General features: G+C 33.4%; 18 protein-coding genes and 3 pseudogenes. 8 read left to right on the top strand and 13 right to left on the bottom strand.

What is annotated here, in order from left to right:
* The first annotated feature begins 239 nt into the window (after nucleotides 1-239).
* On the top strand, nucleotides 240-446 hold the full coding sequence (locus ACUXVC_RS27785; protein WP_098661795.1) for a hypothetical protein: 207 nt from the start codon (nucleotides 240-242) through the stop codon (nucleotides 444-446).
* A 52-nt stretch (nucleotides 447-498) separates the two neighbouring features.
* Here ACUXVC_RS27785 and ACUXVC_RS27780 read toward each other — a convergent pair whose 3' ends face one another.
* From ACUXVC_RS27780 to ACUXVC_RS27760, 5 genes are all read right to left on the bottom strand, one after another.
* A complete protein-coding gene (locus ACUXVC_RS27780) occupies nucleotides 499-1,062 on the bottom strand; it encodes a recombinase family protein (protein ID WP_001018889.1) in 564 nt (187 codons plus the stop codon).
* 279 nt (nucleotides 1,063-1,341) lie between these two features.
* Nucleotides 1,342-1,548 (bottom strand): hypothetical protein, encoded by a 207-nt coding sequence (locus tag ACUXVC_RS27775; RefSeq protein ID WP_082682420.1) that lies wholly within the window; start codon nucleotides 1,546-1,548, stop codon nucleotides 1,342-1,344.
* Nucleotides 1,549-1,766: 218 nt separating this feature from the next.
* Nucleotides 1,767-1,958: a hypothetical protein gene (locus tag ACUXVC_RS27770; RefSeq protein WP_086404364.1), complete on the bottom strand. Its 192-nt coding sequence runs from the start codon at nucleotides 1,956-1,958 to the stop codon at nucleotides 1,767-1,769.
* A 461-nt stretch (nucleotides 1,959-2,419) separates the two neighbouring features.
* Nucleotides 2,420-2,587 (bottom strand): hypothetical protein, encoded by a 168-nt coding sequence (locus ACUXVC_RS27765; RefSeq protein WP_001293569.1) that lies wholly within the window; start codon nucleotides 2,585-2,587, stop codon nucleotides 2,420-2,422.
* Nucleotides 2,588-2,967: 380 nt separating this feature from the next.
* Nucleotides 2,968-3,273: a hypothetical protein gene (locus tag ACUXVC_RS27760; RefSeq protein ID WP_446026189.1), complete on the bottom strand. Its 306-nt coding sequence runs from the start codon at nucleotides 3,271-3,273 to the stop codon at nucleotides 2,968-2,970.
* Nucleotides 3,274-4,376: 1,103 nt separating this feature from the next.
* Here ACUXVC_RS27760 and ACUXVC_RS27755 point away from each other — a divergent pair.
* Entirely contained in the window at nucleotides 4,377-4,715 is a 339-nt protein-coding gene (locus ACUXVC_RS27755) for a hypothetical protein (RefSeq protein ID WP_061660538.1), read from the top strand.
* 60 nt (nucleotides 4,716-4,775) lie between these two features.
* Here the strand turns inward: ACUXVC_RS27755 and ACUXVC_RS27750 are convergent, their stop codons facing one another.
* Nucleotides 4,776-5,162 (bottom strand): ArpU family phage packaging/lysis transcriptional regulator, encoded by a 387-nt coding sequence (locus ACUXVC_RS27750; RefSeq protein WP_446026188.1) that lies wholly within the window; start codon nucleotides 5,160-5,162, stop codon nucleotides 4,776-4,778.
* Nucleotides 5,163-5,300: 138 nt separating this feature from the next.
* A pseudogene (locus ACUXVC_RS27745) lies at nucleotides 5,301-5,930 on the bottom strand (Holliday junction resolvase RecU).
* 111 nt (nucleotides 5,931-6,041) lie between these two features.
* Here ACUXVC_RS27745 and ACUXVC_RS27740 point away from each other — a divergent pair.
* Nucleotides 6,042-6,230, top strand: a complete 189-nt coding sequence (locus tag ACUXVC_RS27740) for a hypothetical protein (RefSeq protein WP_098400902.1) — start codon at nucleotides 6,042-6,044, stop codon at nucleotides 6,228-6,230.
* 450 nt (nucleotides 6,231-6,680) lie between these two features.
* Nucleotides 6,681-6,870 (top strand): annotated as a pseudogene (locus ACUXVC_RS27735) (hypothetical protein).
* A 515-nt stretch (nucleotides 6,871-7,385) separates the two neighbouring features.
* On the opposite strand, the gene ACUXVC_RS27730 reads toward ACUXVC_RS27735, so the two are convergent.
* The 6 genes and pseudogenes from ACUXVC_RS27730 to ACUXVC_RS27705 all read right to left on the bottom strand — a co-directional run bounded on the left by ACUXVC_RS27730 (nucleotide 7,386) and on the right by ACUXVC_RS27705 (nucleotide 9,889).
* Nucleotides 7,386-7,649: a hypothetical protein gene (locus tag ACUXVC_RS27730; protein WP_446026187.1), complete on the bottom strand. Its 264-nt coding sequence runs from the start codon at nucleotides 7,647-7,649 to the stop codon at nucleotides 7,386-7,388.
* On the bottom strand, nucleotides 7,646-7,891 hold the full coding sequence (locus ACUXVC_RS27725) for a hypothetical protein (protein ID WP_002099119.1): 246 nt from the start codon (nucleotides 7,889-7,891) through the stop codon (nucleotides 7,646-7,648). Before ACUXVC_RS27725 ends, ACUXVC_RS27730 begins: the two co-directional genes overlap by 4 nt.
* Nucleotides 7,848-8,111 (bottom strand): hypothetical protein, encoded by a 264-nt coding sequence (locus ACUXVC_RS27720; protein WP_446026186.1) that lies wholly within the window; start codon nucleotides 8,109-8,111, stop codon nucleotides 7,848-7,850. Before ACUXVC_RS27720 ends, ACUXVC_RS27725 begins: the two co-directional genes overlap by 44 nt.
* Nucleotides 8,112-8,113: 2 nt before the next feature.
* The gene (locus tag ACUXVC_RS27715; protein WP_446026185.1) at nucleotides 8,114-8,932 is read right to left on the bottom strand and encodes an ATP-binding protein; all 819 of its coding nucleotides are present in this window, start codon (nucleotides 8,930-8,932) and stop codon (nucleotides 8,114-8,116) included.
* Nucleotides 8,856-9,667 (bottom strand): annotated as a pseudogene (locus tag ACUXVC_RS27710) (conserved phage C-terminal domain-containing protein). The gene ACUXVC_RS27715 and the pseudogene ACUXVC_RS27710 overlap by 77 nt, the downstream one beginning before the upstream one ends.
* Nucleotides 9,668-9,889, bottom strand: a complete 222-nt coding sequence (locus tag ACUXVC_RS27705) for a hypothetical protein (protein ID WP_446026184.1) — start codon at nucleotides 9,887-9,889, stop codon at nucleotides 9,668-9,670.
* Between the two features lie 193 nt (nucleotides 9,890-10,082).
* Between ACUXVC_RS27705 and ACUXVC_RS27700 the strand changes: the two genes are divergently transcribed.
* From ACUXVC_RS27700 to ACUXVC_RS27685, 4 genes are all read left to right on the top strand, one after another.
* Nucleotides 10,083-10,652: a hypothetical protein gene (locus ACUXVC_RS27700; protein WP_446026183.1), complete on the top strand. Its 570-nt coding sequence runs from the start codon at nucleotides 10,083-10,085 to the stop codon at nucleotides 10,650-10,652.
* A 219-nt stretch (nucleotides 10,653-10,871) separates the two neighbouring features.
* Nucleotides 10,872-11,132, top strand: a complete 261-nt coding sequence (locus ACUXVC_RS27695; protein ID WP_322368732.1) for a hypothetical protein — start codon at nucleotides 10,872-10,874, stop codon at nucleotides 11,130-11,132.
* Nucleotides 11,133-11,411: 279 nt separating this feature from the next.
* Complete coding sequence (locus tag ACUXVC_RS27690) at nucleotides 11,412-11,873, top strand: hypothetical protein (protein ID WP_446026182.1); 462 nt, start codon at nucleotides 11,412-11,414, stop codon at nucleotides 11,871-11,873.
* Nucleotides 11,874-11,943: 70 nt separating this feature from the next.
* Nucleotides 11,944-12,156 (top strand): YolD-like family protein, encoded by a 213-nt coding sequence (locus ACUXVC_RS27685; RefSeq protein WP_446026181.1) that lies wholly within the window; start codon nucleotides 11,944-11,946, stop codon nucleotides 12,154-12,156.
* Nucleotides 12,157-12,285 lie beyond the last annotated feature (129 nt).

The raw sequence follows: 12,285 nt of genomic DNA, 5'->3' as shown, positions 1-12,285 counted from the left end.
GTGTTATATCCACATCGATCCCTCATTCCAAGAACCAAATCTGTTTTCCATATTTACATAAGTATTCAACACTATAAGAAATGTTTAAAATGCTTCTTTATAAAATAAAAAAGCAGCGGATTTGCTGCCTAGCATATTCCCCCAATTCACGGTAATTCCTTTATATTTCATTTTAAATCTATAAATTTCGCTGTATAATTTTTGTAAGAATCTCATTTTTCAGAAACGGAGTGAAAAATATGAAAAGTTTTAGTACGTTAGTAATCTCTACCGTCATTTCAGCAGGCTTATTATATTATAATGTCGATTCCTTATATAACAAATTTTCATCAGGGAATACATATTACTGGGTAAACGGTATCCTAGCTGCTGGATTCCTTATATCCTTAATTATCAACATAAAAGATATCATCAAGAAGAACTACACAACTTCTGAATCAAATTAAGGAGCCTCTTATGGTTCCTTTTTCTATGCAAAATAAAAAAGCAGCGGATTCGCTACTTTAATTCTTTAGCTTTAGCATAAATAGTAGAGCGTGGGACACCAGTCATTTTAAAAATATCATTTACACTTAAACCATTTTCTTTTCTATTAAAAAATAAGTTCATGGCTTGTTTCACTTGTTTTTCATCCTGCCCTTTACGTCCCATATGTTTGCCCATCGCTTTAGCTCTTTCTCTGCCTTCAGCTGTTCTTTCATTAATTAAATCTCTTTCAAACTCAGCAATAGCTCCTAGCATAGTGAACATTAATTTACCTGCAGGTGTAGAGAAATCAATCTGTTCTTTAAGAAATACCACCGCTATTCCTTGATCAGCTAATTGATTTACAATCTTATGCAAATCAAATATTGATCTAGCTAAACGGTCTATTTTACAAACAACAAATTTATCTCCTTCTCTCATATACTCTAATGCCTTTTGCAATTCTTCTCGATCACTATTAGCCCCACTGTACTTTTCAGAATATATTTTGTCACATCCATATTCTGTTAACCTTTCAATTTGCGCATCTAAGTTTTGATCTTTTGTACTTACCCTTGCATAACCAACGATGGCCATCCAAATCACCTCAAAATGGTCTAAAAGTCTTAAGAATTATATACTTTTATTTTAGACTATCTTTTAGACATTAACAACTATATGTTTACAAAGTTTTTACCCTATAAATTTTAATTGTACAAAAGGGTCAACTTTTAGACAGTTAAATAGGACATTTATTTTCGTTCGTTGTGTTCGCTTGTTTTGTTAGGTATTAAATCAAATTGAAACTGTATTCTTAGAATTAATAAGTACTAATAAAAAAGAGTGCCATTAAAATATGCACTCTTTCAAAAGACTTTACCAATCTCGATGGTCACCATGCTCATGTTCACGATCGCGGTCATGATTACGTCTACGACGACACTCATCACAATCGCAGTCACGTCTACAATGACAGTCGTTAAAATCGTTTCTTCTTCGTCTACGGCCGCAACCGCAAAATACTAAATCATCCCAAAATCTATTACAATCTCGAGAATGTCCAAAATTATTATCCCATCCCATAGATATGATTCCCTCCTCTAAAAATAGAATTCATCATATTCTATGATTAAAAGGTAGAAATAGTTTGTTTACTAGTCTATGTTTCAAACTAATAATATTTCAATTTGCAAGTCTATCTCACGTCTTATCTTTCCTTAACAGCAAACAAGACGCCACCCAGATCACGGTAGCGCCTACAATAATTGTTATAAACTTAATCAAATTTATTTACCCTCACATTATTTATTTCTTTGTTTCCATACCCCATTCTCTTTACGATAAGTATTCTTGCCATCCATGAAATCAGCTGTCTTACCCGGAATGTTATATTTCTTATTCTTTTTCTTAGCCTTCTTCTTCAGTCTCTTCTCTTCTTGAACAGCCTGCAAATCAGCCTTCCATTGTTTTAACAAATCCTTTTCACGTCGCATCGAATTTGTACCCCTCGGTTTAAATGTGAATCTAATAATTAGATTCTTCCTATTTATATAGAATCCTTTAATCCAAATGTCCATTTTGTTCAATAAAAAAAGAACACTATAAAGTGCCCTAAGCTTCTGAGTATAAAATATACGACAATGCCTTGCCCGTTCTAATGGCGCAACCTAAAAGAGCTTTATAGCGGAATATATATAGCTCTCGGAAAAGGAATAAGTTGGTTGGCATTGATTCGAGATTGTATGATGAAAGCCTCCTTATGTGCAAACGAAAGAGAGCACTCCCCCAATAAGTGCTCTCTCTTGAAAAAATATAGGGGAACATGTTGGAAACCGTTCAGTGTCATTATATGATACTCATTCCCAACTATGCCTAAGTCATGTATTAAAAGGAGTTAATGTGTAATTTCTATACAACAAAGAAAAAAGCACCCGAATGGATGCTTAAATTAAACTTATTCATTATCAATATCTCTACTTTCATCATTAACTGATTTCGGGTCTAACATGATTCCTATATCGGGCGGCAAAATTAACTCTATACCAGCTACTGGTTGATTGTCCTCATTAAAATAATACTTCTTTATCTTATTCAACTCTTCATTTTTCTTATTTTCACTCATATTATCCCGCCTTTTATGTATGATATTAAAAACATTTCTTAATATGTACATTGAGAGAGATAATATACTATTTTTCAACTCTCACAAAACTTATAAAATTTTTACATAATAAAAGAACACCCATAATTGATAGGTGCTCAGATATATAAAGTGGTTTCTATCCACACATTCCAATATATGCTCGTCCATCTCGAGAGATGCAAACAAAAAAGCACCTCAATAGGTGCCTTTTCGAAACGTATTAACGCGAGTAGCGAACACAATGAATTCTTCTCGGTGTCATTACCATCTTATGTTCGAGATTCTTAAATATGCCTAATCGTTAATGTGTAATTTCTATATAGCAAAGAAAAAAGCACCCGTTATGGATGCTTTTAGTTTTAATTAGTTTGTTTTGAGTTTTCATCAATAGTAACAAATAATTGTAAATTGAGCCTAGAGTGTACATTTATCTCTTTCTCTAACTCTTCAATTTCTTCTGTCAAGTCCTCTATATGCTCTTTAACTTCATCTTGCATTTTTAGGAGTTCTTTTAGCTGATCAGTATCATCTTCACTGGTCGCTCCCATAACCTCTCTAATGCAGTATAATCTAGCATTGAAAATTTCTAACATTTCTTTACTATCTTGCAAAGTACGTTCTCTTTCAGTTTGTTCCTCTTGTAAACTATTTTTCCAAGTTTCCATATGCGGTCTTAAATCGAAATTCTCCAAATCGCTTCCCCCATTATAATTTTATATTCTAATTATACCAAAAGAAAAGCCATCACCGAAGTGACAGCTCTTTTACAATTATAAAAAAATTAAAGGGGATGGGAGAAAAGAGAGAAAACAAATGGCAAAGTTTCTCTTAGATTAAGGCTGATTACTCTCAACCTTCTCAAAACAACCGATACATACAATGCGGCTCAGGTTTTTAGCTCTGTGGCTATCCTGGTTATCGTGTTCGGTTGCTTGGAGAAGGAAAAGACCTTCTCGTTTATACTCCGTAGAGTCGGTCAATACATCAGCTGTCGCAGGGCCTTAGCTGACCAAATCTTTTATATAGCTGGAATTATTATATCCAAGACGTATATGTTTCTTCCGACGCCTTGTTTGAACCAATACACTAGAGGGACGGAAGGGGAATGTTTCCGCTGTATTGGCTCAAACAAAGAGTGGAACTCTTTGCCCTCGTTTTGATCATTAATAAGAATCATGGGTAATTACTAATGTACGAGATACGTATACTTTTTAGCTTTTTAGAATGCAAATGTCACTCAATCATGAGCAACCACCCCCATTCCATTTTCAAGAACCGACATATTAGAGAGAAATAGACTTATATTTATTATCAACCCAGTGGACGCATTCCGAGCTGATTGATAAACATAATAGAAACAGTATGACGAATACGAATTATCTCACACCCGCCAAACTGGAATATGTCATTGTTATACATTTATTGGTCTTTTCATCTTAACGCGGGTTCTTACCGCCTTGCCCGCCCTACTATGCGGTATACGTTACCGTGATATTCTCGCATAAGAACGTTTCACTAATAGGTGTACTAATCCTCTTCGATATGCGTTTGTCAAAGGGCTTGTACATTAAGAATATCGTTGATTTCATTATCAAAATTCCCCCTATTTAGTCCCCAATTTTGTCGGTATTTTGTCGAAGTTTTTAAAAACATAAACATTCCAATTTATTATATTTTTTCTTTTTTTGATAATATTTGTATCCAGTTCAGGTAATAATATCATATAATTAAGCTATTATAATTTTATAAAAAACAAGGATGGTTAGACATGACGGTACAAAAAGAAAAAGTAACAAAGCGCGTGGTTTGTAGGAAATGCAAATCAGATCAAATAGTCGGTAATAAGCGTGGTTATAATTTCAAAAGGGCGTTTTTTATTCTATTTCTTCTGTTAGGTACACTTATAACTATTGGAATAGTTTCTAATTTTTTATATGTTATAGTTCCTCGAAATTCTATGGATGGAGTTGTTGGACTTTCTGCAATTGTTGGTCTTCTTATTGTACTTCTAGGACCACCGATAATTTTATTCAGTGGATTTGTTGGTAGAAAAAATATTGTTAATGGTTGCATGAATTGCGGACATACATGGATGCCTAAAAAATAAAACATAAAAAGCCAAATGGATAGTTAATTAAAAACTGTTAATTTGGCTTTTTTTGTATTATTAAATCATCCCTAAAGATGTCGCGATCAATCGAATCGCATTTTTCTTCTTATAATAGAAGTGATCTTTCTTCATCGATAATTCAGTGTAAATAAAGCTGTCTTTCGGCTTATCTGCATTTAAGTATTTCTTCTTGATGATTTCTGCATCGTCATAGTCTAAAACGTACTCTAAAGCCTTATCGATCTGCTTGAACTTGATATTGCTAATATATCTCGTGTCTCTAATCTCCGGGAACAAACTGATTCCTTCGTGTTTTAACTCCACTTCATTTTCAAAACGCGTTTTCAATGCGCGGTATTCCTTTAGTATTTTCACTACTTCTTTCTGAACCTGTTTTTCTGTCTCTCTATCAATAGTCGGTAATAATGTTAATTGTCTCTCCATGAAGGAATCCCCCTATTTCTGAATTTGTCTTTTTACATTCACATCAGGTACGTGAAATTTTACTATCTCTTTGTTGAATAAGGGAAACATGCATAGCGAATAGTCCCCACCATCCACCTTGCAAGGTTCCGTTATCCATTAAACCCTTAATAATTTACATTTCTTGTTGGCCATCTTCTCTTTTGCTGCTTCAATATTATTCGCTACCTTTTGATAGTCCTGATCAAACTGAATCATTCCATCAAACATGACTGGCGCTACTACTTCATCAATATATTGTAAGTAATCAACTGGCGCTCGTTCTGTTTGTTCTACTAAGTACCCATAAATATCAAAGTCTGCTCTTGGTATAGACTTCTTGCCCTTCGGTTGATGAGACATCCTTACATAAGATTGAATGACTGATAGTGGCACTGCGAATACTGAATTATCCTTACTGAATTCTATAAGGAAGAAGCATATCGCTCCCATCTTCTCCGCTTTCTCCAGCTAATCCAACTGATGCTGTGCAATGTTCTTTAAATCAAAACGTTTATCTTTCTCTGTAGACTTCGCTTCAAATGCTACAGCTCGTCCCTTATACACCCCGTCATAGTCAACTGTACTTTTAGCTTCATAGAATCCATTGATTACTTGGCTACCTCTACTCTTAATCACCTTCACAGGAGTCGGACGCTTGTTTATAAGTGCCACTCCCCCTCTTTGATACATTTCATTCGCTAGATTGATAAGCATTTCAAATGCCATTCCACGGTTACCTTGTCCCATTGTTATTCCTCACTTTCTATTAAAAAGATTATTTTGTTGAATTTTTTATTACCAATCATTAAAAATATCTTATAATCGTTATATACAAACTTATTTTTAGGAGTAGATAGAATGCCAGTTACACTCAAACTTATTCTTTTCATTCTTATAGCAATTAGTGCTGTTGGCTATTTGATAAAAGAATCTCAAAAAACTAAGAAAAGAACCCTTGGAATTTCACTAGAACTTTTAGTTCTTTTCTGGTCAATATGGAGAATATCGACTATCATAATTCAAATTTCAGAATATAATCTCTCGTGAATAAAACTCAATATTCCGTCAATACTGTAGACAACCCATTAAGTTACTTTCTCCTTGTTCCCCCTTGGAGAACCGAGCAGTTAGCTAATTTGGCTAGCTGCTTTGGTGTGTAAAACAAAGCATTTATAAAAAGCTTTCTCAACACCCAATAAATGTAAATTAATTACCTTTTATGGTAATCTGTTGGTAATCCCATAAAGATCTATCGTTCCATTAACAGGACCCGTCCCCCTAATCGGGTCCTGTTAAATGTTCTCTATTAAAACAGTGTTTTTGTTTAACTATCCTCTGCGCTTCTTCACATCCTACAATTCCATATGCAATATTACATATCCTATATGTTCAATTTATAAACATGTAATAATTGGTTTATAAAATATTTAAAACTAATATTGAAAGGAGAATACTAAATGTCTTTCTTTTCGTGGTCTCCTCTTATTTTCTTAGCAGTTGTTGCAATTATCATTTCTATTAAAAAGAATAAGAAGCAATAGTTTTAAATAGTTACAATAATTTATTTCTAGGAGGTGTATTTATGTCATTTACAGTATGGAGTGCAATTTTTATGACTTTAATCGGCGCAATGTCCGGAGCAATCTTTGGTACAATTTCTTCTAAGAAGAGTAAAAATACCAACTAAAAACCTACTAATAAAAATGAATTTTTATTTTAGTGACAGCTGATACGCTTTTAATATTTCAGCTGTCATTTTCCATTCAAATAACTATTTTGTTCACTTTTTTGATACATTTACGAAACATTTATGTGTTATCTTCAGTAAGTTCTTTTCTTTTCATAAAATTGTGTGAGTTATACCGACACAAGAAGCCCTAGATCCCTAAATCTAGGGCTCCTTCGTTTTAATAACCATTTTGTTTAACTTGATGTATAGACAACTATATATTTAGATGTTAAAATATTATTGTGATTCCTACTTGGTTTCACATACGACTTTTTTTCTTCGATTATGGGGTTCTTACGTAATAGTAAGGACCATTTTTTTATTTAGTGCCCATAGCCAGTAAATCCGAATCCCATATTTATTCCTTCTGATTCCAATAATCCCAACGTTTCTACTAACGCTATGACGCCTACTGGTGCCTTGTTCAATCAAATGAGTTTCTACCCTTTAAATACGTCATAACGCTATGTCTCCTAATCCAAATTCATTATCTCTTCTAAGGTTCTATCGGAAATATACGTGGTGATAATCTGTATCTTTCCGTATTTTCTTTTAACCATTTCTATAGCTTCGCTCTCGGACTTCGCCTCAAACCAACGAAGCTTCCACTTCTCGTCTTTGTCGTAAAACTCTACTGAGTACGTCATAACGCTATTACGCTTCAAGAATTTGTCCACGGTACTTGTTGCGGTATAATCAAAACTTCCGACTACATCCTCCAGTGTTAGTTGCTTCATGCCCCTAACCCCATTGGACGCGATTTGATTTTGTTCTTATCTGCCTGATCCATAATTAATGCAGCGATTTCTAGTTGATGCCTTCCTAACTCTTTTGCTATTTCAAGAATATCTTTATCCTCATCCCACATTTCTCTTAATTGAATCACTTCGCTTTCATCAAACACTAAATCCAACTCTTCTAAAGCAATATATAAGTTACGACGCGATTTCTTCATGTACTTCCCCTGCTGCAACGCCATTGTGTAATTCTCCTTTTCCAAATCCATTCCAAGTCGTGGCATCCCATTTCCCCTTCAGTTGTAATTGATGAATTTCTCGTAACTCCGCCATAACGACATGACGTATCCTATCCACTTCTTCAGAACTGCGATTCCCTGCTTCGCAAATACACGGTGCAAATTGATAGCAGCCATTCCCCGTATCTTTGCTAATTACGCCCGTTCCTTCACATACGCACATTGTTATTCCCCCTTCTTAAAATTTCGTAATCTATAATTATCGCCAAACATTTCTAGCGTTTCCGCGTTTTCCATCATTCTGCTAAAATCACGTTCTCCGTACATTTCAGCTAACTGATCTACACTAAAATTAGTTGTGAATAAAGTACTCTTTCCAATCCGACTATCTACAATCTCATTCGTCTTCGTTTGCTTCCAGGTAACGCCTTCTTTATCTTTTTCCGTAAATTCTGCTCCAAAATCATCAATAATAAGAACATCAACTTTAGCAATGAGTGACATAAGCTTGTCCTCTGTTAATTCGCTATTTTTATTCCATGTAGACTTTATTTTTGTAAATAACTTGTTCATCTGAATGAACATCGCGCTGTATCCACGTTTCATTAGTTCTTTAGTGGCTGCTACACATAAATGGCTTTTACCAACCCCGTAATCGCCTGTAATGATCATGCTTGTTGGATCCTCTTGGCTGTATGTAGAAACGAAATCCATAATTGCCTTTTTTGCATCTGTTAATTCTTTTGTAGGAGGGACGTAGTTATCAAAAGTAGCCTTCTTTAACTTGTCATTGATTAGGCTATTGTCAGCAAACGAATCGTATAAACTGATAACTTGATTCCTCTTTTGTATTACAAGCGTTTCTTGAGCTAACTGAACGTCCTGAGGGGCAATCTCTTTACAATGCCAGCAGTAAGCTTTGTTGTTTTCATCAAGAAACCTTTTACGTCTGCATAAATCACATCTTTCATTTGCGACCTTTGGTAAAGTCATATTTGTTGATGAAGCTACTATCTTTGCTACCGACTCTGCTACTGCTTGCATTAGAACCCGCTCCTTTTGTTTTTTCGTTTAAATAACCTTCGAATTTGTTACCGAATAATGTTTCTGGTCTTAAGTACTGGCTCATATTCGAATCAGTAAGCCATTGTGCTGCTTTTATATCAATAACTTTTTTAAAATCATCTATAGTAAAACCGTCTTTGAATCTAGCTTTGATTAACGATCTAGTTTTCGCTGTTTTATGTTTAAAAGATTTATCTACTTTTTTATTAAGATAAGAAACGACATCCTCATAAGGGATGCAGCCTTTTGACCGTTCTTTTTGGTCAGAAGACATATTATCTTTTAATGTAGTAATCTCTGTTGTAGTCTTTGTAGTAATCTCTGTTAAAGAATTAACCCTTTCGGTAAGTTCCATTTCACCCTTTCGGTAACTTCGGAAATATTTAACTTAATGTGATTTGTAGGGGCTCCGTTGAATTTAAATTTCTTAACTTCTACAAATCCTTTTTCAATTAGTATTTTGATAGCACGATCATACTGTTTCGGTGTAATTCGAATTTCTTCTTTCCACTCTTCACGACTCTTCGCTAACCAAAACTCACCATTCTTTTTAACTCGCAATTTGGTCTTACCTTGTTCATTGGGCATGTACCAATAAACAATTTGTCCTAGCAAAATTCCTGCAATTAAATCTTCAGTTATATCTACATAAGCGAGTCGCACCATATATCCGCTTCTTGCAAATGTTTCTAGTTGAAATATATTATTGTTCATTTAGTGCACCTTCTTCATCCAACATTCATAGCTCACATTGTCTTCCATGCCAGTAAACCGAACCTTTTCTCTCCCTCTGAACTTACCTTCATGATAAAAAGTTCTTTCTGCCCTATATATTCGTTTAATTGGCGTTACATAGTCATAACCCCGTTTTTCTAAATCACGCACCGCTATTAACATTTCTTTCATTGATCCACGTCTGATAGGTATCTTAAACATCACGCATTCTCCCGAAAATGACAGCGAAAATCTAGATGAAAAACGAGGGTTCATTTATCTAATTGAAAATTCATTTGTTGATATCACAAATATTTTAAGCAAATTTGAAGATGATAGCATATTAGAATTACTCGCATATAACAGACGAAATATATTTATTGATATGTATAATCTTTTCTTAGATTTTAAGAAAATGCATCCACAAAAATTCCGCGAATGTTTAAAAGAATTAACTGAAGAGTATCATACTTATTTTAGTAATATAGCAAGCGAACAACACATTCCTAAAGAGACTCTACCTACAGACACATTTTACGAAATTGTTTATAATGCTTACGTTCATAAAATTATTGAATCTAACAAAAAACTACAACAGATATACAATCAAATAGAAGATGTTTGTGATGAAGTGTTTTTATATCTATCTATTCTTCAATCTTTCTTAAAAAATGTATTAGATGGTACTGAACACTTTTATTGGTTCAACAAAATAATGCCAATGTTCAAATATGCACCAATATTAAGTTTTGATCGTGGGCGTAACCAACAAGGTTTATTTATATATCAAACTTATTTAAACTATATATCCGAAACTATTAATATTCCTATGTTACCTCGACAAAGAATCTTATCAGATAAAATAATTGTCATTAAAAATAAAGCAAAAATTCTTGAAGAACTTGATTTTATGGGGATTAACGAAAAGTTTATCTATGGTGATTACGATTATATTGCTTCTTACATAAGAAACAAATGTCGATAAAATATAGATTTGAACAACATTTCTCAATGTGTGAAACAACTAAACGTAGTAAAATAATATTTGGATGGGAGTCCCATACATATTATTAAAATTAAAGTGGTTCAAGTCGGAAGGCACCTTGGGGTGTCTTTTCTTTTATACACCAGTGAATATTCTTTCTATTCTGTTTTTGTGTAATTAATGGTATATTTTGTATATAAATATTAAGGGGGAATATAAATGCAGTTACAAAATATCGATCCAGAACTAAAAGAATTTCTTTACCAACAAATTCATGTACATAAAGTCGGGTCAATCGATACCCTACTTGTAGAAGGTTATATGTTTGATGAACAAGAGATACGACAAGCGCTAGATATATTTATGAGAAATGAACTTATAATACCTACAGTATCTACAATGCAAATAGGACAGAAAAAAGTAGATTTTATGCGTAATGATGAAAAATTTATGGTTTTAAAAGAAAATGATCAGTTATAAAAAAACGGTAAATAAACATAGTTAAAGTCGAAAAGAGGCACTTTTGAGTGTCTTTTTTTATGATTAACAATAAGTTTTAAATTTTACAATGACATTCAAGGGGCTTATGAGGAGCCAGACAGACGTCAGCAAGGCCGTTTTGAAAAACATTACCAATTTATCCAATGAGGGCTTCGATTCTCTTTTTTATTTACTCTTTTTCAACTAGAACCTTTTTATACAACCTTCATAATATATATGGGACAACCTTAAACTCTTTTTTGAGAGGAATGATTAGATATGGCAGATTATTTCTGTAAAGATGGAAAGAAATATTACAAGAAAAAAGAAAAATCATGTAACTCTTCAAACTCCAATAACTGTTTCATAGAGACATTTACAATTTTCGGCTCTGAAACTACCCCTACAAGCCTTGAAATTCCACCCGGTTCTACAATTACCTTATTTGAAAATTTTACAAATAATCACAATAAAACTCTAATTCGCTTTAGTTTTAGCCCTGTATTTGCTGCGTTTGTTACATTGACTATTAGAACATTTAATTCCACAACTCCACAAACAATTACATTAACACCAGGAGATAGAAAAACTTTCTTATTTGAGGATGTTCAAAGTATTACTTTCTCAAATGCTACTACAGCTAACGCTGAACTTAGTCCATTATTTATCCAACAAACAATATGTATTTGTTGTGGTGAATCAAATTCATATTACTATGAGAGTAGTGACTATGGTTATTAGTAGTTATTATAGAGGGCTTCGGCTCTCTTTTTTTATTCACAATTTCTAGTACAATTAAAATAATTATGAGATGTATAAAGGAACGCGGCCGCTCTTAAATGCTGAAGAAAAAGAACTAATCAAGAACATGCTGTTCTGTTCCTTATTATCTGAAGAAGAAATACTAATTACATACTACAAAGGCGGTTATTTACTCTCTAGCTATATGACTGTTGTTGGTATTGATCAGCAAAACAGTCATGTTATATGTACCGATGCTTTTTATAACAAGATGAAACTGTAATTTTCTAATATAATAGATGTAAAATATTTCATTTAAAAAAGCCAATTCTCTCAAGGAAATGGCTTTTTCGTTCTCTTCTATAATACCAATATTATTAATAAGTATTACTCGGTAAAAATCTAAAATGCG

Source organism: Bacillus sp. N6 (assembly GCF_052805735.1).
Note: the sequence above shows the minus strand (reverse complement) of the source record. Positions and strands in the feature narration are given on the sequence as shown.

Excerpts from the sequence above, each read along its gene's own strand:
- ACUXVC_RS27785 (WP_098661795.1), top strand. The coding sequence starts at position 240 with ATGAAAAGTTTTAGTACGTTAGTAATCTCTACCGTCATTTCAGCAGGC.
- ACUXVC_RS27780 (WP_001018889.1), bottom strand. The coding sequence starts at position 1,062 with ATGGCCATCGTTGGTTATGCAAGGGTAAGTACAAAAGATCAAAACTTA.
- ACUXVC_RS27775 (WP_082682420.1), bottom strand. The coding sequence starts at position 1,548 with ATGGGATGGGATAATAATTTTGGACATTCTCGAGATTGTAATAGATTT.
- ACUXVC_RS27770 (WP_086404364.1), bottom strand. The coding sequence starts at position 1,958 with ATGCGACGTGAAAAGGATTTGTTAAAACAATGGAAGGCTGATTTGCAG.
- ACUXVC_RS27765 (WP_001293569.1), bottom strand. The coding sequence starts at position 2,587 with ATGAGTGAAAATAAGAAAAATGAAGAGTTGAATAAGATAAAGAAGTAT.
- ACUXVC_RS27760 (WP_446026189.1), bottom strand. The coding sequence starts at position 3,273 with ATGGAAACTTGGAAAAATAGTTTACAAGAGGAACAAACTGAAAGAGAA.
- ACUXVC_RS27755 (WP_061660538.1), top strand. The coding sequence starts at position 4,377 with ATGACGGTACAAAAAGAAAAAGTAACAAAGCGCGTGGTTTGTAGGAAA.
- ACUXVC_RS27750 (WP_446026188.1), bottom strand. The coding sequence starts at position 5,162 with ATGGAGAGACAATTAACATTATTACCGACTATTGATAGAGAGACAGAA.
- ACUXVC_RS27740 (WP_098400902.1), top strand. The coding sequence starts at position 6,042 with ATGCCAGTTACACTCAAACTTATTCTTTTCATTCTTATAGCAATTAGT.
- ACUXVC_RS27730 (WP_446026187.1), bottom strand. The coding sequence starts at position 7,649 with ATGAAGCAACTAACACTGGAGGATGTAGTCGGAAGTTTTGATTATACC.
- ACUXVC_RS27725 (WP_002099119.1), bottom strand. The coding sequence starts at position 7,891 with ATGGCGTTGCAGCAGGGGAAGTACATGAAGAAATCGCGTCGTAACTTA.
- ACUXVC_RS27720 (WP_446026186.1), bottom strand. The coding sequence starts at position 8,111 with ATGTGCGTATGTGAAGGAACGGGCGTAATTAGCAAAGATACGGGGAAT.
- ACUXVC_RS27715 (WP_446026185.1), bottom strand. The coding sequence starts at position 8,932 with ATGCAAGCAGTAGCAGAGTCGGTAGCAAAGATAGTAGCTTCATCAACA.
- ACUXVC_RS27705 (WP_446026184.1), bottom strand. The coding sequence starts at position 9,889 with ATGTTTAAGATACCTATCAGACGTGGATCAATGAAAGAAATGTTAATA.
- ACUXVC_RS27700 (WP_446026183.1), top strand. The coding sequence starts at position 10,083 with ATGCATCCACAAAAATTCCGCGAATGTTTAAAAGAATTAACTGAAGAG.
- ACUXVC_RS27695 (WP_322368732.1), top strand. The coding sequence starts at position 10,872 with ATGCAGTTACAAAATATCGATCCAGAACTAAAAGAATTTCTTTACCAA.
- ACUXVC_RS27690 (WP_446026182.1), top strand. The coding sequence starts at position 11,412 with ATGGCAGATTATTTCTGTAAAGATGGAAAGAAATATTACAAGAAAAAA.
- ACUXVC_RS27685 (WP_446026181.1), top strand. The coding sequence starts at position 11,944 with ATGTATAAAGGAACGCGGCCGCTCTTAAATGCTGAAGAAAAAGAACTA.